The organism is Pontibacter beigongshangensis (assembly GCF_014332515.1).
Lineage (GTDB): Bacteria > Bacteroidota > Bacteroidia > Cytophagales > Hymenobacteraceae > Pontibacter > Pontibacter beigongshangensis.
On the sequence record NZ_VFSD01000019.1, the window covers coordinates 1 to 25,414 of the forward strand.

The 25,414-nt window shown below is 50.8% G+C and carries 15 protein-coding genes; 14 read left to right on the forward strand and 1 reads right to left on the reverse strand.

Annotated elements, in window-relative coordinates; translation table 11 throughout:
* Positions 1–1,163 precede the first annotated feature (1,163 nt).
* From FJM74_RS15220 to FJM74_RS15250, 7 genes are all read left to right on the forward strand, one after another.
* A complete protein-coding gene (locus FJM74_RS15220) occupies positions 1,164–4,298 on the forward strand; it encodes a SusC/RagA family TonB-linked outer membrane protein (protein ID WP_187263489.1) in 3,135 nt (1,044 codons plus the stop codon).
* Between the two features lie 18 nt (positions 4,299–4,316).
* Complete coding sequence (locus FJM74_RS15225; RefSeq protein ID WP_187263490.1) at positions 4,317–6,002, forward strand: RagB/SusD family nutrient uptake outer membrane protein; 1,686 nt, start codon at positions 4,317–4,319, stop codon at positions 6,000–6,002.
* Between the two features lie 79 nt (positions 6,003–6,081).
* On the forward strand, positions 6,082–7,191 hold the full coding sequence (locus FJM74_RS15230) for a glycan-binding surface protein (RefSeq protein ID WP_187263491.1): 1,110 nt from the start codon (positions 6,082–6,084) through the stop codon (positions 7,189–7,191).
* 18 nt (positions 7,192–7,209) lie between these two features.
* The gene (locus tag FJM74_RS15235; RefSeq protein ID WP_187263492.1) at positions 7,210–9,273 is read left to right on the forward strand and encodes an IPT/TIG domain-containing protein; all 2,064 of its coding nucleotides are present in this window, start codon (positions 7,210–7,212) and stop codon (positions 9,271–9,273) included.
* A gap of 104 nt (positions 9,274–9,377) precedes the next feature.
* Positions 9,378–11,030, forward strand: coding sequence for a glycosyl hydrolase (locus FJM74_RS15240; protein WP_187263493.1), 1,653 nt, complete (start codon positions 9,378–9,380; stop codon positions 11,028–11,030).
* Between the two features lie 490 nt (positions 11,031–11,520).
* Complete coding sequence (locus FJM74_RS15245) at positions 11,521–13,320, forward strand: glycoside hydrolase family 9 protein (protein WP_187263494.1); 1,800 nt, start codon at positions 11,521–11,523, stop codon at positions 13,318–13,320.
* A 171-nt stretch (positions 13,321–13,491) separates the two neighbouring features.
* On the forward strand, positions 13,492–14,637 hold the full coding sequence (locus tag FJM74_RS15250; protein WP_187263495.1) for a glycoside hydrolase family 26 protein: 1,146 nt from the start codon (positions 13,492–13,494) through the stop codon (positions 14,635–14,637).
* A gap of 277 nt (positions 14,638–14,914) precedes the next feature.
* On the opposite strand, the gene FJM74_RS15255 is transcribed toward FJM74_RS15250, so the two are convergent.
* Positions 14,915–15,787 (reverse strand): AraC family transcriptional regulator, encoded by an 873-nt coding sequence (locus FJM74_RS15255; protein WP_187263496.1) that lies wholly within the window; start codon positions 15,785–15,787, stop codon positions 14,915–14,917.
* Positions 15,788–16,157: 370 nt separating this feature from the next.
* On the opposite strand from FJM74_RS15255, the gene FJM74_RS15260 reads away from it, so the two are divergent.
* The 7 genes from FJM74_RS15260 to FJM74_RS15290 all read left to right on the forward strand — a co-directional run bounded on the left by FJM74_RS15260 (position 16,158) and on the right by FJM74_RS15290 (position 25,087).
* Positions 16,158–16,433 carry a hypothetical protein gene (locus FJM74_RS15260; RefSeq protein ID WP_187263497.1) on the forward strand — a complete coding sequence of 92 codons (276 nt, stop codon included), beginning with the start codon at positions 16,158–16,160 and terminating at the stop codon, positions 16,431–16,433.
* A 19-nt stretch (positions 16,434–16,452) separates the two neighbouring features.
* Complete coding sequence (locus tag FJM74_RS15265; protein ID WP_187263498.1) at positions 16,453–17,583, forward strand: glycoside hydrolase family 26 protein; 1,131 nt, start codon at positions 16,453–16,455, stop codon at positions 17,581–17,583.
* A 73-nt stretch (positions 17,584–17,656) separates the two neighbouring features.
* Positions 17,657–19,528: a sodium:solute symporter family protein gene (locus FJM74_RS15270; RefSeq protein WP_187263499.1), complete on the forward strand. Its 1,872-nt coding sequence runs from the start codon at positions 17,657–17,659 to the stop codon at positions 19,526–19,528.
* A gap of 56 nt (positions 19,529–19,584) precedes the next feature.
* Complete coding sequence (locus FJM74_RS15275; protein ID WP_187263500.1) at positions 19,585–20,802, forward strand: glycoside hydrolase family 130 protein; 1,218 nt, start codon at positions 19,585–19,587, stop codon at positions 20,800–20,802.
* Complete coding sequence (locus FJM74_RS15280; RefSeq protein WP_187263501.1) at positions 20,802–22,016, forward strand: AGE family epimerase/isomerase; 1,215 nt, start codon at positions 20,802–20,804, stop codon at positions 22,014–22,016. Before FJM74_RS15275 ends, FJM74_RS15280 begins: the two co-directional genes overlap by 1 nt.
* Positions 22,017–22,307: 291 nt before the next feature.
* Positions 22,308–23,537 carry a glycoside hydrolase family 27 protein gene (locus FJM74_RS15285; RefSeq protein ID WP_187263502.1) on the forward strand — a complete coding sequence of 410 codons (1,230 nt, stop codon included), beginning with the start codon at positions 22,308–22,310 and terminating at the stop codon, positions 23,535–23,537.
* 146 nt (positions 23,538–23,683) lie between these two features.
* The gene (locus FJM74_RS15290; protein ID WP_187263503.1) at positions 23,684–25,087 is read left to right on the forward strand and encodes a sialate O-acetylesterase; all 1,404 of its coding nucleotides are present in this window, start codon (positions 23,684–23,686) and stop codon (positions 25,085–25,087) included.
* Positions 25,088–25,414 lie beyond the last annotated feature (327 nt).

Consider the following 25,414-nt stretch of genomic DNA (forward strand, 5'->3'; position numbering starts at 1 on the left):
TCCAATCGAAATGCCCCTCCAGAGGTTGCTGCCCCTGTTGCCTGAAGAATAAGCCCAGGGCCTGAAAGGCAGGGCAGAGCGCCGATATTCAAGTAAAGCTGCAGGAGTTGAGTGCTACGCTGTTTTCTCACCTAAATTTAGCAGCATCACATTTTCCGGCGCTTCATCTCCGGGGCGTGAAATTTCTTGCCTGAACCACGTTCCGGCATCTTTCTTCCTAAGACTGTTACGTGCCAGGCTTAAAGTTGGTACTCTTATAGTACCTTGTTCTTTTTTTTGCGCTTTTTTTAATTATTGCCATGCGCTGCCACCATGGTTATGGTGATTTTTAGAAGATAAAAAAGACTTTTTGTTGCCTTTTCAATAACAAAGATTTCAAAATTTCAGGATTTTGTTTAACAGATGTGGCCTGCCGGCTTTTGGATTTAAACGAAGGTGCTTGCGGTTCAGGAATTTGTTTTCTAGATTTATTGAGCCTGAATAGCTAAAAATGCTCTGTTCTAGTCTTTTTTAGTAGCTGCTCTCATGCAGCTTGGCAAGCCGAAAAATGCACTAATATTCGTTTATAAACAGCCCTAACAGATGCTCTTGTTTTGGGAAGTGTCGGAGGTGGTACTTTTTTAACAATCTTTAAAACGTTTTTTGCTAACATTTGTTAGTGTCGTAATAGATTTATTTATTTGATTAGAGAAAAGGGTAGTGAGAGCATCTTCGGGTAGAGGGCCAGCGTCGTCCTACCTGCTCTCTGGAAAGGCACCCGACACCTTGTTATTTTGCCCCGGCTGACTGGCCGTTCCGGATGATGCTCCTGCTGGTGTCAGTTATCGGTTTATTAAGGATCCCGGCTAGTATAACACAAGGTGCAGAGCCCCGGTGTTCAGGCATGGTAGCATATGAAATGCGTGTGAATTAATGCAACTGATTTACAGTAATTATACCTTTAAGAGAACCCAAAAGCAACAGGAGCGCACATGCAGGCGGTGGGCCTGCTCAACATCACAAATTAATTCGAAGCAGTGGATTGGCACTGAGCAACAACGGCATATAATCTATAAATTGACCTAATATTATCACGAAAACCAATGTTTATGATGAAGCATATATACACGTACAGGTCTTGTTTACCCAATAGGCCTACCAGTAAGTCTTCCGGAGCATGGAAGATGGTTCCCTTAGCTGTAGTCCTGCTCTTGCTGCAGGCCTTCCTGGGCTTTGCCCAGACGACGCAACAGGTAAGCGGCAAGGTGGTTTCATCGCAGGATAACCAGGGCTTGCCCGGGGTTAGTATCGGCGTAAAAGGAACTACGGCCGGCACAGTGACCGACCTGGAGGGTAATTTCCAGTTGCAGGCACCTGCCAATGCCGTGCTGGTAGTTTCTTCTATAGGATTTGTGTTGCAGGAAGTGCCGGTAAACGGCAGAGCCAACCTCTCCGTTAGCATGGTACCCGACGACAAGGTGCTGCAGGAGGTAGTGGTGACGGGCTACGGAGAGCTCAGGCGCTCAGACCTAACCGGCGCTCAGTCTACCATCAGCTCAGAGTCTATTGAGAGAACTGTCAACACCACCATCGAGCAGGCCATTCAGGGGCGGGCGGCCGGTGTGTATGTTACCCAGAACACAGGTGCTCCCGGTGGTGGCATCTCGGTAAACATCAGGGGGGTAAACTCCATCAACGGAAGCAATGAGCCACTGTATGTGATAGACGGTGTTCAGATCCAGGGCTCTGTCTCTGCCTCAGGCTCCAACCCGCTGTCTACCCTGAACCCATCCGACATCGAGAGCATGGAGATTCTGCAGGGGCCGTCGGCCTCCGCCGTGTACGGTTCCAGAGCCACCAATGGCGTCGTGCTGATCACCACCAAACGAGGCAAGTCCGGTGAGGTGCGTGTGAACTATGCTTACCTGCACAGCATCCAAACAGCTCCCAAAGGCCTGGAGGTAATGGATCTGCGCCAATATGCCCAGATGGACAATGAGTATAAAGGCATTGCGGGTGGCACGGTGCGCGAAGAGTTCTTAGACCCCTCTTTGTTAGGAACAGGCACAAACTGGCAGAAAGAGCTGTTCCAGAGCGCTCCCATGCAAAAGCACCAGGTCAGCCTGAGCGGTGGCGGCGACAAAACCACCTACTACCTGTCCGGCGAGTACCTTGATCAGGACGGTATTGCGCTGGGCTCCGGATTTAACCGCTATTCTGTACGGCTTAACTTAGACAACAAAGCTAAGAAGTGGCTGACCATTAACGGTAACTTCAACTATAGCCAGACAGACGAACGGTTGTCAACCACCCAGTCCAACATCATTTCCAGGGCCATTCAGCTGCCGCCTCACATTCCGGTACGGAACATAGATGGCACGTACGGGGGCGGTGTGGTTACGGCTACCAACTCGGCGGAGCAGTTTACGCCTCCTAACCCAATCGGCCTGGCAAACCTTACGACCAACGAATTAACCAGAAGGCAGATTCTTGGAGGCATCACCATGGCCTTTCATATTCTGGAGGGGCTTGATTTCAGAACCTCCGTCAATGGCAATGTGAATTATTCTAATTCCACCTATTTTCTGCCTACTTACCAGTTTGGTTACCAGCGTAACGTAGAAGCGCAACTGAACAACAACAACAGTATGAACACCTACTGGAACTGGAACCAGATGCTCCAGTACCAGAAGCAGTTTGGCAAGCACAACCTTAACGTTATGACAACCCACGAGGCACAGGAGTCTACCTGGAAAAACCTCTACGGCGAACGGCGCGGCTTCCAGACAAACGATGTGTTAGACCTGAACGCGGGCGATATCTTGACCAGCGTGGCCAACGGCGGGCAGGGCGACTGGGCCATGGAATCATGGCTGGGTCGCATTAACTATAGCTTTGACGACCGGTATATTATTCAGGCGGCGATCCGTGCCGATGGCTCTATCAACTTTGGTCCGGAGAACAAGTGGGGTTACTTCCCAGCCGTATCTGCTGCCTGGAGAGTGTCTGAAGAGGATTTTTTCAACCTGCCATTCATCAGCGATCTGAGGCTGCGGTATGAAATAGGGCTAACAGGTAACCAGGGTGGCGGCGGCGCCATTTACGGTACGCTTTCTCCCGGGCCAACACCCTGGGGAACAGGCTTTATTCCAAACAGGTATCCTAACCCTAACTTCCAGTGGGAAGAAAGTAAAACGAATAACTTCGGCCTTAACCTGGGCCTGTTCGATAACAGGATTCAAATAGAAGCTGATTATTACATTAAGAATATTGATAATCAGATCTTGCAAGCAACCTTGCCTTGGTATATGGGTACCAACGGCAACGGTGCGATATCGGCTCCAACTGTTAACATTGGTTCCCTTAAAAACACAGGATGGAGCCTTAGCCTGAATACGGTTAACATAGATAATGCCCGCTTCAGATGGGAGTCGAACTTCAATATTTCACATGTCAAAACGGAGTTGCTGAGTCTCTCCTCCGAAAGCAGCATCCTGAACCGCACTACCAGGGAGTGGTTAAACTGGACGCAGCGCTCTGTAGTAGGCCAGGCACCCTGGTTATTCTATGGCTATATAGAAGAGGGCATTTTCCAGAACATGGAAGATCTGCAGACGCACCCAAGACCAGCTGACAACAACGGCAACCCATACCCAATCGGAGAAAACAGCATCTGGGTAGGCGATGTGAAATACCGCGACATTAACGGCGACGGCGTGATTACGGGTGAAGACCAGACCTTTATCGGTAATCCCTTGCCTAAATACTTTGCAGGTTTCACCAACACCTTCTCCTACCGGGGCTTCGATCTGAGCGTGCTGATCACCAGCACCATTGGTAACGATGTATACAACTACCTGCGTAATGAAAATACTAACCCCAACAACATCAACCTGGGCCGCAACCTGTTCATCGGTGCCTTCGACTATGCCAAAGTAGCGTTAGATGGCGAAGGAAATCCTTACCTCCTTAACCCTGGAACAACAGTAGCCAGAATGTCTGGTGGTAACCGGAACAACAACTTTGAACGCCACACCGACAAGTATGTAGAGGACGGGTCTTTTGTACGACTGAAGAACGTGACCCTGAACTTCAACCTGCCAACCTCTTTACTGGCTCGTCAGAAATTCATAAAAGGTGCCAGAGTAGGCATAAGCGCACAGAATATTGCTACCATTACCGGCTACTCCGGCTTCGACCCTGAAGTTGGCTTACACGTGGGAGGACTCGAAAATCCGAACTCCGCAGCCACCGGTGTAGATTATGGCCGCTACCCCTTAACGCCGTTTTACTCCTTTAATGTTGGTATTGATTTTTAATTTAAAACATCAGGCAAAATGAAAAGCAGATATATATTCATTGGGAGCCTTCTGGCACTAACCTTATTCTCGGGTTGTGAGAAGGATTATCTGGAGAGACCACCGTTAGACACCCTGGTTGATGCCAACTTCTTTAAAAATAACGAACAAGTATTAGCCGCCTCAGCGCCACTATACAGTGTAGTTTGGAAGGATTATGTAGATAAGGCCTCGTGGGCATTAGGCGATTTAAGGGCTGGAACTACCTTCCGGGCATGGGGAAACAGAGACCACGTACTCTTTAACACAACTGAAGTTTCTTCTGAAAACGCAGAAGCCTATCGCTCTTTCTTTATTGTAGTAGGCCAGGCCAACACGCTTATCCAGAACGTGAACCGCTACGCCGGGGCAGAGGTTAGCCCCGAAATTAAGAACCATGCCATTGCGGAGGCCCGGTTTATGCGGGCAACTGCCTACACATTTTTAGTGATGAACTACGGCCCAGTTCCTATCATCGAGAATAACCTGGCCTTGCTGAACGATGGAGGATTAATCCGGAACACTGTAGAAAGCGTGTGGGAATTTATTACCAGAGATTACCTGTTTGCCGCCGAAAACCTGCCGGCAATGCCAGTGCAGCCAGGCCGCATTACCAAATGGTCGGCGGAAGGCATGCTGGCCAGAACCTACCTCACCAGGGCGGGTGTAGAGGCAGCCGGTGGTGTTAGAGAACAGGAGCACCTGGACAAGGCGAAGGAGTACGCAGACCGGGTAATCAGCATGAGTGGCCGGTCGCTGCTACCTAATTATGCCGATTTGTTCCGCTACCCTTACGACAACAACAACGAGTCTTTGTTTGAGCAGCAGTGGGTGTTTACCACCAACTATGGCTACGCCAACACCATGGTCTCGCAAATCACCTTCAGCAACGACATTGCCAACGGCGATGGCTGGGGCGGTGACCTGGGCGCCTCCTGGTGGATGCTGAGCCTGTATGATGGCTTAATTCAGGACGATGGCGCCAAACCAGGCTTTACACTCGACCAACGCCTGAAAGCTACCTATATGCTGCCGGGTGCCCACTACCCCGAAATATCGCAGACAGTGCGCGATGCCGATGGCAAAGAAACGGAGCAGGGCCTGATCTTTCCGTCGCCGGCTGCCACCGCCGACCAAAGCTTTGCCAGCATTAAAAAGTATGTGGTTGGCAAGGCGAAAGATCTGGGCGGGCAGGCCATGCAGCAGCGCTACCCTAACAACACGTACATGCTGCGGCTGGCCGAAATGTACCTGATTTATGCGGAGGCAACGCTCGGCAACAGTGCCTCTACCTCAGACGCTAAAGCACTGGAGTACTTTAACAGAGTGCACACCCGTGCTGGTTTGCCTGCCTACGAAGACCCGCTTACCTGGGACACCCTTTTTGAAGAGCGCATAAAGGAGTTTGCCATGGAAGGGCTGGCCTGGTACGATCTGGTAAGGCTGCACTATTACAATCCGGAAAAAGCCTACAGCATAGTGAACAGCCAGGACCGAGGACTCTTTGTCATCAAGCCTAACCGGATGCCCAACCCAACTGCCTGGACCTTTACTAAAACAGAATGGTTTGCAGAAAGAACGGCCAGTGCTAATTCAGGCAACTTCGAACTTCCAATTCCGGCAGCCGAGGCAAGCCAGGCTCCGAGTTTAAGAAATGCTCCGGTTCCTTACGATTTTGGCGGTTAGTAGTATCCATAAGATGTAACAAGACTTGTTTATGAAACGAAGATATAATCCACTTCTATTCCTTTTCATGGCATTTGCAATGGCAGGGATATTTTCGGGCTGCTCCGACGAGGAAAACCTCCCCAACAACGGCAAGCCCATGATCAATTACATAAGAGTAACCCGGCCGGAGGCATCAGACTCCCTAATTGCAAAAGCAGGGCAGGGCAGCATGATCGCTATTATAGGGCAGAACCTTGGCAATGCGCGGGAGATCTGGTTCAACAACCTGCAGGCTGCGCTAACGCCTACTTTTATTACCAATACTTCTATCCTTACCCGAATTCCTTCTCAGATACCTACGGTTATCTCTAATCGGATGAAGATCGTGTTTGCAAACGGCGACTCCCTTATCCATGATTTTACAGTCGACATCAGCAAACCGACTGTAACGGAAATGCTGAGTGAGTATGTGAACGACGGAGAGGTTGCCACCATTACGGGCGATTATTTCTATGAGCCGCTAAGGGTCTCTTTTACCGGGGGGGCAGAAGGTGAAGTAGTATCGGTGGAAGACGACCGAATTGAAGTCCGGGTGCCACAGGGTGCGCAGCCTGGGCCTGTTACCGTTACCACTAACTTCGGCACCAGAACATCCGATTTCTGGTTCCGCGACAACCGCAATATCATAGCCAGTTTCGACGAATCGCTGAATGGTTTATGGCACGGCCCGGATTATATAAAGGAGTCTGATCCGGATATTACGCCTATCAGCAACAAGTTTATGCGCATAAACAGGGAGCTGGGTGCCTGGGCTTGGTTTGAGTTTTATGTAGGTCCGAACAACAGCGATGTGACAAAAGAAACGCGCAACATCCCGGCTGAAGCATTGGCAAATCCCAGTGGCTATGTCTTGAAATTTGAAATTAATACTCTGGCCCCCTTAACAGGTGCAGAAATTAGAATGTACATGGGCACCGGCGACATGGGCACTGAGCGGGATAATATACATTATATCTGGAAACCAAACCTGCATACCGAAGGAAGCTGGCAAACTGTAAGCATTCCGTTTGAGGATTTCTACAATGCCAACAAAACCTTTGCACACAGACCGGATGGCTACGGCGTGTCCTTCCATTTCAGCGGTCCGCTGGCGGTGCATGCCAACTTTGGTTTAGACAACTTGCGGGTGGTACCTGTTAAAAAATAATTTTTAACGACAAAACTTATGAAGAACTTATATAACATAAAGCTGTTCATGCTTGGCTGCCTGGTGGTTTGCCTGGGTTTCCTCACATCCTGCGATGATGATGACGAGACAACGCCCAACACAGGCCAGGTAGAGTTGCTGAGTTTCGGCCCAACGGGGGTTCAGCATGGGGAGGAGATACGGTTTATCGGCCGCAACCTTTCAAAAGTGGAAGCTATAGAGCTGGCAGGTGTTACTGTGGCCAAAGCAAGCTTTCTGGAGCATACTTCGGAGCTTATCCGCCTGATTGTGCCGCAGGAGGCCATGGAAGGACGGGTAACGCTGAAGCTTGCTGGTGGTGAGCAGGTGCTGTCTAAAACGATGCTGAGCTTTGAAGTTCCCATTACAATAACTGCTGTTACACCAGAAGCAAAACCAGGCACCAACATTACCATAACCGGTACCAAACTGAACTGGATAGAAGGGGTTGTTTTTGAAAGCGACACCGTGAAGGAATTTGTGAGCCAGACGGCTTCCGAACTGGTGCTGCCGGTGCCCATAACTGCAAAGACAGGGAAACTTGTATTGATAGGTGGCGGTACAGAACCTTCGTTTGTAGAGACAGAGCAAGACCTGATCGTAACACTGCCAGCTGTTACCGCGATTGCACCTGCCACGGTTTTTGCCGGAGAGAACCTCACTATTACCGGCACCAACCTGGACCTGGTGAAGGAGATTAAGTTTACCGGTGTAGGCGCGGCAAATGTTACAAGCTTTGTAAGCCAGTCCGAAACCGGGATCGTTGTAAAAGTACCGGCGAATGCCTCGAAAGGTACGATTAAACTGGTAGCACATTCTGATGAGGAAGTAACCACCACGCAGGAAGTAGTGCTGCACCTGCCGGCCGTCACCGCGCTTACGCCTGCTGCCGTAAAGCATGGCGAGAACCTGACGATTACCGGCACCAACCTGAATCTTGTGAAAGAGGTTAAGTTTGCAGGTGTAGGCGCCGCCAACGTGACCAGCTTTGTAAGTAAAACGGCCACCCAGCTTGTGCTAAAAGTGCCGGACAACGCCTCCAAAGGCGCTCTGAAACTGGTGGCAAACACCGGTGTGGAAGTTGCCACTACACTGGAGCTAACCATTGTGCTGCCCGCCATCACCTCGGTTTCTCCGAGCCCAGTAGATCCTGGTCAGAACTTAATCATAAACGGCACTGACCTTGACCTGGTGAAGAGCATCGAATTTAAGGGTGGCGCAAAAGCAACCACTTTTATAAGTAAGACACCAACCCGCATTGAGGTGCAGGTACCCATGACAGCCCAGAGAGGAGCTATAACGTTGCTTACTGTGAAAGATTATGTGGTAGAAACGCAGGCACAGGTAACTATTGTGCTACCGGTTATTACCGCTGTTACGCCAGAGCCGGTTATTGCCGGAAACTATCTTACCCTGTCCGGTACGGAACTTCACCTGGTAAAATTAGTGGTGTTTACGGGGGGAGCCACTGTGTCTACGTTCGTGGCGCAGAACGCTACCCAGATTGTGCTAACAGTGCCTGCCGCTGCGCAAACCGGCGTGCTTAAACTTATCACCCACTCCAACTTTGAGGTGACATCTGATCAGCAGGCACAGATTGGTACAGCCGCACCAAACATTGCTTATTACATCTTCAACGATGAACTGAGGTCTGCTGAGAATGATGCCTGGCAGAAATGGGGGGGCTGGGGCACCACCAACCAGGACCTGGAAAACACCGAACAGGTAAGCAGAGGCACCAAGTCCATCAAGGTAGAATATAACGATGCCTATGGCGCCCTGCAGTTGCATCCTACCAACCCGCAGGCGCTGGCCGGCTACACGCACCTGGTACTGTATGTGTACGGAGGTTCCGGCAATAACCGCATGGCTATTCAGCTGAAGACAACGGCTGGCGGGTTTTCAGCAGAGCCGACCTTTACATTAAAAGAAGGTGAATGGCAGAAAGTAGAAATTGAGATCAAGGCTTTCGGAGATATCTCTGGTGGTATCGCTGAGTTTATGGTCAAAAACTATGGCACTAATCCCAATACCGTTTATATCGATGATGTAGGGTTGCGTTAGGCTTTTGCCTGGTTAAGAAGAGGAAGGGCAGCAATGGTCTTCCTCTTTTTTTAAACGCTGGTCGCGGTCAGTTTTTCCGCTGCTTTTCCACTTAACAGATGCTGATGAATAAACTTCTTACTTACGTGGCCTGCCTGCTTTTGGCCTGCATGTTATCATCCAGAGCATGTGCCCAAAAATTTGAGGCAGAAAATTCGGCATTAACCGGAGGGGCCTCCAAAGTAAACTGCAGCAGCTGCTCCGGTGGTGTAGCGGTTGCCCAGGGAGAAGGCAATCTTAGTTTCAATGTTACTTTGCCTTCAGAAGGCTTCTATAATTTATACCTTGTCGCGGCCTCGCCCAACGGAGAGAAGACCAATATAATCGCCATTAACGGCACATCGGCAGATTTTCTGCTGACGCAGAACCCCCAATATAGCCGGCACAAGGTGGTGAGTTCCTTCAAGCTACCGGCCGGGGCGCATACCATCGCCATCCGGAAATCGTGGGGCTGGATTAACATCGACTATCTGGAGCTGGAGAAAGTAGAGGCTGCAGAACGGTTCAACCTGAACCAAACACTGGTCACACCTAATCCTACACCCGAAGCGGCCGCCTTATATGATTTTCTGCTCGATAACTATGGCGAGAAGATTATTTCGGGAGTGATGACGCTGAACAGCATGGATGAGGTGACCTGGCTGAAGGAGCAAACCGGAAAGGAACCAGCCCTGCTTGGCCTCGATTTTATGCACAGCGGCCGGGGCTATAACTGGTACAACAACAAAGAGCCCATACACGATGCCAGGTCCTGGTATAACAGAAACGGCATCCCCGCCCTGATGTGGCACTGGCGAGATCCGTCGCGCACAACAGAAGAGTTCTATGTCAGAAATTCCTCCAGGCCAAACGGTACTGTGTTCGATATCTCTAAGGTTTCTGACCCCAACTCAGCAGAGTATAGAGCCATGCTGAACGACATCGATTATGTAGCCGGATTACTTAACGAGCTGCAGGACCAGAACGTGCCAGTAGTCTGGCGGCCACTGCACGAAGCAGCCGGCGGCTGGTTCTGGTGGGGTGCCAAAGGTGCCGCACCGCTGAAAACGTTGTGGCAACTGATGTACGATCGTATGGTAAACCACCACGGATTGCGAAACCTGATCTGGGTCTGGACAAGAGAACCCGGCGACGATGCCTGGTACCCGGGCGATAATTATGTGGATATAGTGGGCCGGGACATTTACAAAGATGGCGACCACAGCTCCCACGCCATCGAGTTTAATAACCTGAACGCCTTGTATGGTGGAAAGAAGATGATCGCCTTAAGCGAAGTAGGCTCGTTTCCGGATGCGGATAACCTGGTAAAGGACGGAGCGGCCTGGTCGTGGTACATGCCCTGGTACGGGAAACATACCCGCGAAAGCCAGTTCAACCCTGTGAGCCTCTGGCAAAAAATGTTCTCCCACGACTATGTCATTACCCTCGACGAAATGCCACCCCTGCGCACCTACACCCGGCGCGGACCAACAGGTCTAAGACCTAACCTGCCTGGGAAATCGGTTCTTGAAGCATATCCTACCTCCGTGGCAAACAACTTGTTTTTAAGCAGTGAGAGACAGTTGGGTGCGGTTGCCGTTTACAATATGCTGGGGCAGGTAATAAAGGAAGAACAGTGCTTAGGCACCTCAGCGGTAATCTCGTTTGCCGGGCTTGCACCGGGCATTTACCTTGTGCGGGTGAGGGAGCAGGATGCAGTTAAAGTAGTGAAGGAGTAGCATGAAGATTTGTAGATTGGTAAATTTTAGAGTCTGGAAAATTACACTGGTAGAAGTAAAAAGAAGGCTGAGGATGCCTCCGCCATGTTAATCAGCTAAAAATTTCGGGTTCAGTTACCGGTATAGTTCGCTAGTGCGAGCTTGTAGCCCGTACTTTTATCCCGCTGACTTTTAGGAAGAGGCAATGTCAGGTTGTTTAGGATAGATTTTTTGATCTCTAGCTCGGAGAATTAACTGGTACGAGCACCAAGATCGCAACAACAGAGGGATGGGTGTAAAATATTCCATAACCACCTATATTCTGAAAATTCTTACATTCTCTGCATGCTGATTCAGAAAGAATGCAACAAGAGCAGCAGCAAAAGTAAACGCCTCCGGAAGGCCATTTTCATTAGAATAATCGGGTGAGGAATAAACTCAATGTAAGCACTTGATCTCTAATTACTCTGCCGCCAGCGTGTCAGAGATGTTAAAAGCTAATTATAATCATATGCCTAACACAACATCAGCAAAATTTTTAGGCTGCATCCTCCTATGCCTATCCTTTTCCTGCTCCGGCCCACGGCAGGCATTGGTGGCAAATGAGCAGGAACTAACAGATCATATTCGCCTCAACCAGGTTGGGTTTTACCCTGAGGCACCTAAAATAGCCGTGGTGGCAGCCGATAACGCTGCCTCGAAATTCTATGTAAAGACCCCTGATCTCACGCAAACCTTGTTTTCAGGGAAACTGACAGATGCCACACCTTCCGAGTTCTCCAACAAGCCTACTCGTGTGGCCGATTTTTCTGCCTTTACTGACACCGGCCGTTTTGTACTGGTAGTGCCGGAACTCGGGCACTCCTATACGTTTGGCATCAGGCAGGAGGTTCACAAAGAGTTGGGGGAGGCTGCTCTTAAAAGCTATTACTACCAGCGCGCCTCTACAGATCTGCCAGAAAAATATGCAGGGAAATGGTGCCGCGCTGCTGGCCACCCCGACAACCAGGTGCTTGTGCATGCTTCTGCCGCTACCGCCGCACGCCCTGCCGGAACCATGATTTCGTCTCCGGGAGGCTGGTACGATGCCGGCGACTACAACAAGTACATCGTGAACAGCGGCATTACCATGGGCACCCTGCTCTCGGCCTATGAAGATTTCCCGGCCTATTTCCGGAACCAGTACCTTAATATCCCGGAAAGCAACAATGAGGTGCCCGACCTGCTGGATGAAGTGCTCTGGAACCTGCGCTGGATGCTCACCATGCAAGACCCTGCCGACGGAGGCGTTTACCATAAACTAACCAACCCCAACTTCGATGGCATGGTGATGCCCTCTGAGGCAAATGGCGTACGGTATGTAGTGCAGAAAAGCACTGCCGCCACACTGGATTTTGCCGCCGTTATGGCCCAGGCAAGCCGCGTGTACAGACAGTATGAGGCCGCCTTTCCCGGGCTGGCAGACTCGTGTTTGGTGGCATCCGAAAGTGCCTGGCAGTGGGCGAAGCAGCACCCGGATGTCGCTTACGAGCAGGATGCGCTGAACAAGCAGTTCGACCCGGCCGTGCACACAGGCGCCTACGGCGACAAAGAGTTTAGCGATGAATTTATCTGGGCAGCGGCTGAACTGTACATCAGCACCAAAAACGACCGCTACTACCGCGCTGTTAATCTGTTTCCCGATGCTAAAATGCCGCTGCCAGGCTGGAGCCAGGTGCGGCTGCTGGGCTATTATTCCCTGGCCCGCCATGCCGGGGTACTCACACCGGTGGGGCAGCAAGCCATTCCGGATGTTAAAAAACGACTGATCGCCTTTGCCGATGACCTTTTGCATGGTGTGGCCACCCAATCCTACAGAACAGTGATGGGGAAAACGGAGAAAGACTATATCTGGGGCAGCAGCTCCGTGGCCGCAAACCAGGGGATTGCCTTGCTGCAGGCGTATAGCCTAGCGGCAGACAAAAAGTACGCAGCCGGTGCGCTCTCAAACCTTGATTACTTGCTGGGCCGCAATGCCACCGGCTACTCCTTTGTGACTGGCTACGGCCAAAAACCGACCAGGCACCCGCACCACCGCCCTTCTGTAGCAGATGGCATAGAAGAACCAGTTCCGGGCCTGCTCTCGGGCGGCACCAATGCCAGGGCAAAACAGCAGGACAAATGCAGCACCTACCAATCCGACTTTCCGGACGAAATGTATACCGACGATGATTGCTCCTATGCCTCCAACGAAACTGCCATTAACTGGAATGCGCCGCTCGTGTACCTGGTAGCAGCCCTGGAAGCCTTGCACGAAAAGAAGGAACTGTAGTTTGCTGCGGCACAAAAAACAAAGAGGCCCAGCAGGAATTCTGAACATAAGAGACTGCCGCGCCGCAGCTAAAATTTTGGCAGGTCAAGAAAATTATTCTATCCCATTTGTGTGGTAGCTTCTCTTTAAAAATGCATTGCAACTAATTTGAAGCAACACCAAGATTAAGCAATGATGAAATTTCCCACCTTACTATTGTTTCTTGCCCTGATCGCAACAGGCGCTGCAGAGGCTCAGAAGGTCAGGCTTATTGATGCCAAAGCCACCAAAGAAACCAAAGCCTTGTTTCAGAATCTCTGGCAGCTCTCTAAGAAACATACCCTTTTCGGGCACCAGCACGCCACGGAGTACGGGCATGGGTGGGCAGGAGAGGAGGGGCGCTCCGACGTGAAATCCGTTACCGGTTCTCATCCGGCCGTTATCGGCGTCGATTTCAGCGGCTTCTCCGGCAGATCTCCGGAGGCGATTCAGAAAGCGATGGAGGCGGTCAGGAAAAACGTGGTGGACACCTACAACCGGGGCGGGGTTACCACGGTAGCCTGGCATTTCCACAACCCGGTTTCGGGAGGAGGCTTCTACTGGAAAGATTCCGTTTCGTTGCCGGCCGTCCGGTATATTATACCCGGCGGAGAAGCGCACGAGCAGTATAAGCGAATTCTGGAAAGGGTAGGAGGTTGGGCTCATAGCATCCGGGGCGCAGACGGTGCTTTGGCACCTGTTATTTTTAGGCCCTACCACGAGTTCGACGGCGACTGGTTCTGGTGGGGGAAGGCGCATACGTCCAGGGAGGAGTTTGTTCAGTTGTGGCGCTTTACGGTGTCTTACTTGCGCGATAGCCTGAGGGTGCATAATTTTATCTACGCCTTTTCACCCGACAATAAATTTAACTCAGAAGCAGAATTTCTGGAGCGCTACCCCGGCGACGAGTGGGTTGACATGGTAGGTATGGACAACTACGCCGACCTGGGCCGCGACCAATACGACCTGGAGACAGCTGCCAGAAAACTGAAGATTGTGTCGGACTATGCCGTAAAAAAAGGCAAGCTCGCTGCTTTTACCGAAACAGGCTTAGAGTCCATCCCCGACACCTCCTGGTGGACGAAAACGCTCTTAGAGGTTATGAAAACCGGCAACATGCGCCTGGCCTATGTGCTGGTCTGGCGCAACGATGTCCGCAGCCCCACCCACTACTACGCCCCCTTTCCGGGGCACAGCAGCGTTCCCGATTTCCTGAAGTTTTATCAGGACCCGTACACATTGTTCGAAAAGGATCTGGATGACATCTATAAACGAAGGAAGTTCCTGGGAATTTTTTAAAGGAGGTGCCCGGTAGAAAACATGTTCTGTGGCCTGATGCTTAAATCGGTCAATTAAATTCTGAAATGAAGGGGCCGTAAGAAAGAGTCTAACAGGCTCTGAAGGGCTATTTTCATTCAAATAATTACTGCCTTCTATAACCGGGTTAACTGTCATCCACTTCGTGCCAAACCTACCCTGTGCATAGATAAGAAAGCCTGCATATTTTGCTGCAGTCAAGTCCTTCGTAGCGCTAATTTATATTTTTGAATTTTTAATTTAATAAAATGCCTGTGTCTTAAATAAAAACCCGCACCCCCGAGTAATTCTGGCGGAACTCGGAAGGAGTGCAGCCATTTTTCTTCCTGAAAATGCGGTTAAAATAGGAGAGGTTGTTAAAGCCGCACTTGTAAGAAATCTCCGAGATGGTGTCGGTCGTGTCGATCAGCATGCGGGAGGCGTGGCCGAGCCGGATTTCATTCAGGCTATCGATAAAAGTTTTGCCGGTTGATTTTTTTATAAACCGGCTAAACGAAACCTCAGGCATGCTGACTACTTTGGAAACATCGGCGAGCGTTACGTTTTTATCGTAAAAAGTCTGCATGTATTCAAAAGCTTTTTCGATTCTTCGGCTGTGGTAATGGACCTGGTCTGAGGTAAAGGTGCTGTTAGAGAGCGTGCGCATGTTGCGCGAAGTAGACAGGTCGTGCAAAATGGAGATAAGCTCCAGCACAGAGTCGAAGCCGCTTTTCTGGGTCAGTTGCTGCAGCCTCGGCCCAAAAGCCTCCTTTGCTTCTCTGGAAAACGAGATTCCTTTACTTGCCCGCTCCAACAGCGACCGGATAAAATTTAGTTGGTTGCGCCTCAGGAACTTCTCATCGAACAGGTCGCGGTGAAACTGCAGCGTGATTTCATGAATTTTCGTGCTCTGGCACTCGTGTGTAAACCAGCCATGGGGCAGGTTGCTGCCAACCAGCACCAGGTCCAGGTCGTCGATAACCTCTACATGGTCGCCCACAATACGTTTGGTGCCGGCCGCATTGGCGATAAAGTTTAGCTCAAACTCCTCGTGGTTGTGCAGCGGGAAGTCAAAGCTCTGCTTTACCCGCGAAAAAATAGTGAAACAGTCGTTCTGCGTGAGCGGTGTTATTTCTCTATATATGGTGCTCATGGAGTTTGTGCTAAAATTATCTGTTAAAGTTAAAGGAGGAAGCAGCAAGTAAAAACCAGGTCAATAAAACTAACAACCGATAGCTTGATAATGCCTATTCGTTTCGTAAGTCGCATTTTGTCAAACCGAATCCGGGTTCTGTTAGACAGATAAAGATATAAATAATTTTAATAACATGTTAAAATAAACTTAAGCTGTGTACAGGTGCTTTTAACGATACGAACTGCTTATTTTTAAAAGCATTTTTACTAAACAAACGGTTTAAAGGTAGGGATTCTAGTCGTAGAACTATTTTAAAAACATATTTTTCCGGTAGTTGCCCACTTGCAGCTGGATTGATCTTGGTAACTAATGGTAAGTACGGGCAACTATGAATCTGCTCTTGTGGAAAGGTGGTAAACAAAATGATAAAATAGTATTATGTATAAGATGTGATAAAGATATAGATTTGCTAACAGTTATTAGCATCCTGTGGCGTGGTTCGCCTGGTACGTTTTTTTATATAACAGGAGCCCAGATGAAGCGCTTTGTTAAACACCCGGGTCAACATTATTCTAATGAAAATGACCCTCCTGAGGCAGGTAGTTCTGCTGCTGCACAGTGCTGTAATGAAGTAAACAAAGTGCTAACGCCTTCAGAGGCTTAGCTGCTGCAATTAAGTAAAGATGCCGACGATAAAGACTATACTTTCCTGCTTTCTGATCCTCCTGCTGCTGCACGGTGCATGCGCACAGGTTAAGCCTGTCAACCCGAAGGCCACCCCTGAAACCAGAAACCTGTGTACCAACCTGCACAGGCTCGCAAAAAAAGGTGTCATGTTCGGCCACCAGGATGATCTGGCTTATGGGGTAGGCTGGGCCTACGAAGCCGGCCGGTCTGATGTGAAGGCCGTGACGGGTGAATACCCTGCCGTATTCGGCTGGGATCTGGGCGAGCTGGAAATGGGGCAGCAGGCCAACCTCGATGGGGTGCCGTTCGATAAAATGCGGGCCATGGCGCAGCAGGCGTATGCCATGGGCGGGCTGAACACTTTTAGCTGGCACCTGCATAACCCGCTGGAGCCAACCAAAACAAGCTGGGATAAGGAAGATACTACCATAAAACAACTGTTCTCCGACAAAAAAGCCCTGGCACGCTACAAGTCGTGGTTAGCTACTGTGGCAACCTTTATGAAGAGCCTGAAAGGGCCGGAGGGCGAACTGATTCCGGTGGTGTTCAGGCCGTTTCATGAGCACACAGGCAGCTGGTTCTGGTGGGGCCGCGACCACTGCACACCCGATGAATACATAAAACTCTGGCGCTTTACAGTAGACTACCTCCGGAAAGAAGCGAATGTAAACAACCTCCTGATCGCCTATTCTACCGACAGGTTCAATTCTAAAGAAGACTACCTGGAGCGTTACCCCGGCGATGACTATGTGGATTTGGTCGGGTTTGATATCTACCACCGCCCACGGGCCGGTACTGCCGATACCTTTGTGCCGGATACACGACGCATGGTGGAAACGCTCCGCGAGATAGGGCAGGAGAGAAACAAAGTGTGGGCGATCACCGAAACAGGCCTTGAGATGATACCAGACGAAAACTGGTGGACGGACACCCTGCTGCCGATCGTGAAAGACTCCGGTTTATCGTATGTGCTGCTGTGGCGCAACGGACGGCCCGACCATTATTACACACCTTATCCCGGGCAAACAAGTGCCAGGAATTTTATGGAGCTGTACCGTCAGCCAGACATCCTTTTTATAAATGAAGTGGCAAAGGAGCAAATCTATAAGCCCCTGAAACTAAAATAGAATGGCAGGAACGGCGTGCACCTGACCGGCTGCAACAAGAGACTCCGCTAAATCTTACCTAAAATTCCCCAACATGAAGCTAACCATACTTGATGCCAGTATAATACTCCTTTACCTGGTGGGTATAACCACCATCGGGCTGGTGCTCCAAAAGCGGGCAAAGGCAAGTAAAGACGCTTACCTGCTCGGTGGGAACACGCTGCCCTGGTACGCGCTCGGCCTTTCGAATGCGTCGGGCATGTTTGATATTTCAGGTACGATGTGGATGGTGATGCTGGCTTTTGTCTATGGTTTGAAGGGCATTTGGATTCCGTGGCTTTGGCCATCCTTTAACCAGATCTTCCTGATGATGTTCCTGGCCGGTTGGCTACGCAGGTCTAACGTGACCACGGGGGCAGAATGGATGCTGACCCGCTTCGGGAGAGGGCAAGACTCGCAGCGGTCACATGCCATTGTCGTGGTGTTTGCGCTTCTGAGTTGCCTGGGCTTCCTGGCTTACGGGTTCATCGGGTTGGGTAAGTTCGTCGAGATTTTTATTCCCTGGGGGGTAGTATCGCCCTATATCCCTTTTTATGTTGCTCCTGAATTTGTGCCGCACCTGTACGGACTTGCCTTTACTTCGTTTGCCGTTTTTTATGCAATTCTGGGAGGTATGGCCAGTATTGTGTGGGCAGACGTGCTCCAGTATGCAATCATGACTGTGGCCGGCATTACCATTGCCGGTATTGCCATGGCAAATCTGGAGGTTGCGTCTCTGAACGTGCCGGACGAGTGGTTTACGCCTTTCTTCGGAGCCAGCCTCAACCTGGACTGGACCGGAATCATTGATGAGGTAAATGATAAAATTCAGTCAGACGGTTATTCGCTTTTCAGTATTTTTTTCTCCCTGATGCTCTTTAAAGGTATACTGGGGAGCCTGGCAGGTCCTGCACCGAATTACGACATGCAGAAGATCCTGTCGGCGCAGTCGCCAAAAGATGCCGCCAAAATGAGTGGCTTTGTGTCGCTGGTGCTGCTCCCGACCCGCTACCTGATGATCATTGGGTTTGCCGTGCTGGCGATTCTTAACTACAACCAGCTTAACCTGGAATCGGCAAGCGGGATCGATTTTGAGAAGATACTGCCAGCCGCCATCTCTAACTTTGCACCTTCTGGTGTGCTGGGCCTGTTGCTGGCCGGTTTGCTGGCGGCCTTTATTGGTACGTTTGCCGGTACGCTTAATGCGGCCCAGGCCTACATCGTCAACGACATCTACCTGCGCTATGTAAATCCGAAAGCCTCCAACCAAAAAGTGAGCAGCGTGAATTACCTTACGGGCGTGGTAGTGGTGCTGGCCAGTGTGGTGCTGGGCTTTTTTGCCAAAGATGTAAACAGCCTGCTGCAGTGGATCGTGGCCGGCCTGTATGGTGGCTATGTGGCCGCCAATGTACTGAAGTGGTATTGGTGGCGCTTCAATGCCAGGGGCTTCTTCTGGGGCATGCTGGCAGGTATTCTGTCTGCACTGGTATTCCCGTCCATTTTCGATGGCTTAGACCTTTACTACTTTCCACTGCTACTCGCGATTTCACTTGCAGGGAGCATTATCGGCACGTATGCCGGTCCTCCCACCGATGAGGAAACGCTCAAGAGCTTCTATAAAAACGTGCGCCCCTGGGGCTTCTGGAAACCAATTGACGCCCTCGTAAAAGCCGAAGATCCGGGATTTGTGGAGAACAAAAACTTCTGGCTCGATGCCTTTAATGTGGTTGTTGGCATTGTGTGGCAGCTCAGCCTGGCGCTGCTCCCTATCTACCTGGTGCTGCGCATGCACTCAGAACTGACCATAACTGGCGTGGTGCTGATCCTCTGCAGCCTGATCCTGAAAAAGACCTGGTGGGACAAGCTGGAGGCCGACAGCACCAGTGTAGCCGCAGCACTCAAGAAAAAACTGGTTTCTCAGAAATAAACATCCTGCTGCAACCAGATCCTGCAGCGCCTACTACACCATAACAATCGCCTGAAATGGAAAACTTATTTCAAAAACGACTTGAAGCGTTAGAAAAGTCTTATACTGATTTGATAACCCGCAAAAATGAGAAATTGCCTTTAGGAAACGGGGTTATCGAACGGTATAAGTATCCGGTGCTTACAGCCCAGCATGCCCCATTGCTCTGGCGCTACGACCTGGATTATGCAACCAACCCTTACCTGATGGAGCGCTTCGGAATAAATGCCACTTTTAACGCAGGCGCTATCCAGCTAAATGGTAAATATCTGCTGGTGGTGCGGGTGGAGGGGCTGGACCGCAAGTCGTTTTTTGCAGTGGCCGAAAGTGAGAATGGAGTAGATAACTTCAGGTTCTGGGAGCGACCTATTACCATGCCCGAAACCGAAGAACCGGACGTGAATATCTACGACATGCGCCTGACGCAGCACGAAGACGGCTGGATCTACGGCCTCTTTTGCACTGAGCGGAAAGATCCGAACGCCGGACCTGGCGACGAGTCTGCGGCGGTGGCACAATGCGGCATAGCCCGTACCTACGATCTGGTAATATGGGAGCGCCTGCCCGATTTAAAGACGCCCTCGCCCCAGCAGCGGAACGTGGTGCTGCATCCGGAGTTCGTTGCAGGCAAATATGCCTTGTACACCCGTCCGCAGGACAGTTTTATTGAAGCTGGCACACGCGGTGGAATCGGCTACGGCTTGGTAGAAAGTATGGAACATGCGGTAGTAGCGGAAGAATTGATCATGGACGAAAAGCATTACCATACCGTGTACGAGGTAAAGAACGGGCAGGGACCTGCTCCCCTGAAAACGGAAAAGGGCTGGCTGCACCTGGCGCATGGCGTGCGCAACACGGCTGCCGGGCTGCGGTATGTGCTCTACCTGTTTATGACAGATCTGGCAGACATCACCAGAGTTATCTATAAGCCAGCCGGCTACTTTATAGCACCGGAAGGGGAGGAGCGCATCGGCGATGTATCGAATGTAGTGTTTGCGAATGGCTGGATCCTGGATGAGGACGGAACGGTCTTCATCTATTACGGCTCCTCCGACACGCGCATGCATGTAGCCACTTCAACCGTAGACAAGCTGCTCGATTATGTCACCAACACGCCAGCCGACGGATTCCGGTCAGCGGCTTCTGTAGAAACCGTTAATCGGATTATAGACCGAAACCTGGTGGTGCTAAAAAGAAAACCGGCGCTTGTTACAACCGCCATGGGCCCTTCCTGATGGTGGCAGCAAAGGCTAACCTGCAGCGGTATAAGGAAGAAGTTGAAAAGGAGCTTTGCAGCATCCTGGATTTCTGGGCGCAGTATGCCCCTGATGAGCAAAATAGAGGCTTCATCGGCAAAATGGACAATAAGGGCCAGGTTGACATCGAAGCACCTAAAGGAAGCGTGCTCAATGCCCGCATTCTCTGGACCTTTTCGGCTGCTTACCGGCATACCGGCGACAAGTATTATCTGGCAATAGCTCACCGGGCGTATGGTTATGTGCTGGCGCATTTTCTGGATAAACTTCATGGCGGCGTTTACTGGTCGGTAACGGCAACGGGTGAGCCTCTAAATACCCGGAAGCAGATTTATGCGCTGGCTTTTATGATCTATGGTCTGAGCGAGTATTACCTGGCCACCCGGAAAGCGGAGGCGCTGGAGGTGTGCCAGGAGCTTTTCCGCTGGATCGAGCAGCATAGTTTCGATTCGGAGCAAGGTGGTTACTTCGAAGCCTTCAGTCGGGAGGGTGAGCTTTTGGATGACCTCCGCCTGAGCGAGAAGGACCGAAACGACCCCAAGACCATGAACACTCATCTCCACATCCTGGAAGCCTACGCCAACCTCTACCGCATCTGGCCCGATGCGCAGGTAGCAACTCAGTTGGAGCGCCTGATAAAAATATTCCTGGATCATATCGTTGATCCTGATACCGTGCATTTAAGGCTGTTCTTCTCGAAAGACTGGAAACCTGCCGCAGACCTTGTGTCATATGGCCACGATATAGAGGCTTCGTGGCTGCTGTTAGAAGCGGCAGAGGTGCTGGGGAAACAAGACTTGGTACAAAGGGCAAAAGAGCTTGCCATAGCCATGGCAATAGCCACCACAGAAGGACTTCAACCGGATGGCAGTCTTTATCATGAACTGGACAAGGCCACGAGTCACTTCGACACACACCGCGAATGGTGGGTTAGTGCCGAGGCCATGGTTGGTTTCCTGAATGCCTATCAGTTGACGAAAAAGACCGTCTTTCTGGAACATTCCCAAAATGCCTGGGAATTTGCAAAAAAACACCTCCTCGATAAAGAGCAGGGAGAATGGCGATGGGGTGTGTACGATGATTATAGCCGGATGCAAGAAGAAGACAAAATTGGCTTCTGGAAATGTCCCTATCACAATGCCCGCGCTTGCCTGGAAGTGATGCGCCGCTGCGAAAGCCTGATGCGTGTTTAAGTATCTGATTTGAAGATATGAGGTTTTGGAAGTTTGAAGATTTGGGAATGGATGAATCATTAGCCTACAGCCAAAAGTTCATCCTGTCAATCCTTTCATCCTGAAAATCCTTGGGGTAGGGGCCCTATATAAAGATTCAGACAAACAGCAGGAGGATCAGCAGATAAGCAAGTCTCTTGAAGGCCATTTTCATTAGCATAATTTATACTGACCATTCTATAATTCTGAAGATTCTTGGGGTAGGGGCCCTATAGAAAGATTCAGACAACTTCATATAAAAGAAACTTAAACATGAAAAAACTATTTTCCCTACTGACCCTGCTTATTTTATCGACCGGCGCATTCAGCCAAGGCAATAACTATGCGCAGAACTACAGCAAGTTCAACGGCCTCGCCCTGACACCACCGATGGGCTGGAACAGCTGGAACAAATTTGCCTGCAACGTGAACGAGCAACTGATCCGTGAAACAGCCGACGCCATGGTGGCCTCCGGCATGAAAGACGCGGGCTATACCTACGTCAACATCGACGACTGCTGGCACGGGCAGCGCGACAGCCTGGGCTTTATTCAGCCCGACCCGGAGCGCTTTCCGTCTGGCATGAAGGCACTGGCCGATTACGTGCATGCCAAAGGCCTCAAGTTTGGGATCTATTCGGATGCCGGTTCGCAGACCTGCGGTGGTAGGCCAGGCAGCCGGGGCTACGAGTTTCAGGATGCGCAAACCTATGCCAGCTGGGGCGTCGACTACCTGAAGTACGACTGGTGCAATACCGAAGGCCTGAAAGCGGAAGGTGCCTACATGACCATGGCCGCTGCTTTGCAAAAGGCTGAAAGACCCATCGTGCTGAGTATCTGCGAGTGGGGCAACGACAAGCCCTGGGAATGGGGACCTAAAGTAGGCCAGCTTTGGCGCACCACCGGCGACATTTACAACTGTTTTGACTGTATCGAAGACCACGGCACCTGGCAGTCTTTTGGCGTGATGCAGATACTGGACAAGCAGGAGGGGCTGCGCCAGTACGCGGGGCCAGGCCAATGGAACGACCCCGACATGCTGGAAGTGGGCAACGGCATGGCTGTAAACGAGGATCGCGCCCACTTTACCATGTGGAGCATGCTGGCCGCCCCGCTTATTGCCGGAAACGACCTGCGCCACATGAACAAAGAAACCATCGACATCCTGACCAACAAAGAAGCAATAGCCGTGAACCAGGACAAGCTCGGCATCCAGGGCTTTAAACACAGCAGCAAAGACGGCCTCGAAACCTGGCTGAAGCCTTTGGCGGGCGGCAACTGGGCTGTAGTGTTTTTGAACCGCGGCGATGGACCACAAAAAGTTGAGTTCGACTGGAAAATTAACCCGATCACAGATGAGCTTTCTAAAGCAGAGCTGAATGCTTCCAAAACTACCTACAAAATCCGAAACGTCTGGGAGAAGAAAGCAGCAGGCACTACAGCCAAAATCTTTAAAGCAGAAATTCCGAAGAACGATGTCGTGATGCTGGTCCTGTCGAAGTAGTGAGTGCCTTATGTTTCTTTCTTTGGCGCTGACTTTTGGATAGACCCCGCAGAAAAAAAGCATCTGGAAGGCCATTTTCATTAGAATAATTTCTACTTTCAGTGTTCAGCACACCGTGCGTCATCTCCTGATAAAATCCTTTAAAAATGAGAAACCTGTTTTTAATTGCACTGTTGTTGGTGGTACTTCAGCTAAGCACCTTACCTGATGTTCGGGCCAATGTGCAGCTGCCAGCCATTTTTGGCAACCACATGGTCTTGCAGCAAAATGCCGAAGTAACCATTTGGGGCTGGGCCAGAGCCCTGGAAGATGTAACTGTAACCAGCAGCTGGGATCAGAAAACAGTCAAGACGAAAGCGAGTAACCAGGCCAAGTGGGAAGTAAAACTGAACACACCTGCTGCCGGAGGACCTTACACCATCAAAATTGAAGGCTACAACACCATCCTGCTCGAAGATGTGCTGATCGGTGAAGTCTGGCTCTGTTCCGGCCAGTCGAACATGGAGTGGTCGGCCAGAGCGGGCATAGACAATGCAGAGCAGGCAGTGGCGCAGGCCGATTTCCCTTCCATCCGGTTCTTCAGCGTAGCCCACAGAACAGCTGATGCTCCACAACTCGACCTCGGTGGGCAGTGGGTGGTGTGCACCCCAGAAACCATGAAAGACTTTAGCGCAGTAGCCTATTTCTTCGGAAAGGATTTGCACCAGAACCTGAAGGTGCCGGTTGGTTTGATCAACAGCAGCTGGGGCGGTACACCAGCCGAAACCTGGGTGAATCCAGACCTGATTGAAGAAAACAAAGCCATGGCCGCCTCTGCCGCCACGCAAAAACAAGTAGCCTGGTGCCCGGTGGAGCCAGGCAAAACATACCATACTATGCTCAGGCCGCTCGTTCCCTTCCGGATTGCCGGTGCGCTTTGGTACCAGGGCGAGTCCAATACCAACGACCCCGAGAACTATGCTACCCTGCTGCCCACGCTCATCAACAACTGGCGAAGCGACTGGGGCTATGAATTCCCTTTTTACTATGTGCAGATTGCGCCTTTCAAAAACTACGGCCTGCAGGCAGGAGCGCGCCTGCGGGACGTGCAACGCCGGACCCTGCAGGTGCCTAATACAGGTATGGTAGTCATCAGCGATATCGGCAACAACGAGAACATTCATCCCACCAACAAGCACGATGTGGGCAAACGCCTGGCGAACCTGGCGCTGAACCAGACTTATGGCAAAAAAGAGCTGCCTTATTCCGGGCCGCTCTACCGCGATATGAAGACAGAAGGCAACAAAGCAGTGCTCTATTTTGACCATGCCGACAAGGGGCTGGTGAGCAAGGGTAAGAAGCTGACTGGGTTCGAAGTTGCCGGTGCCGATCAGAAGTTTGTGAAGGCAGATGCCCGCATTATAGGAAACACGGTGGTAGTGCAGGCAAAGCAGGTGAAGAATCCGGCAGCCGTACGATTTGAGTGGAACAATGCCGTAGAAGCAAGCTTGTTCAACAAAGATGGCCTGCCAGCATCTAGCTTCAGAACGGATGATTGGGCGGTTAAATAACTAATGATACTAACAAGAAGCAATACCTATTGGCTATCGAAGCTTTTCCAGTCCTTGGGTTGTGGTGCCTCGTGAGATTCGGAGCCGCCTTGGCGGCAGCCTGAGCGACAGCGAAGGCAGGAGGGAACGCAGCACCGATGCCCAAGGACGAGGCCCCGCGGCCGTGAGCGCTCAGCGCCCTAGCCATAGGACAAAATAGCCAAAGGGCACCGGGTAAAGCAGCGGCGAAGAGTGGTGGAGCCAAATTTTTACAGCAAAATGGGTAACATCAGTAAATAATTTTATCATCAGATAAGATAGAAGTGAGAGTTGATAAAAGCGCCAGCG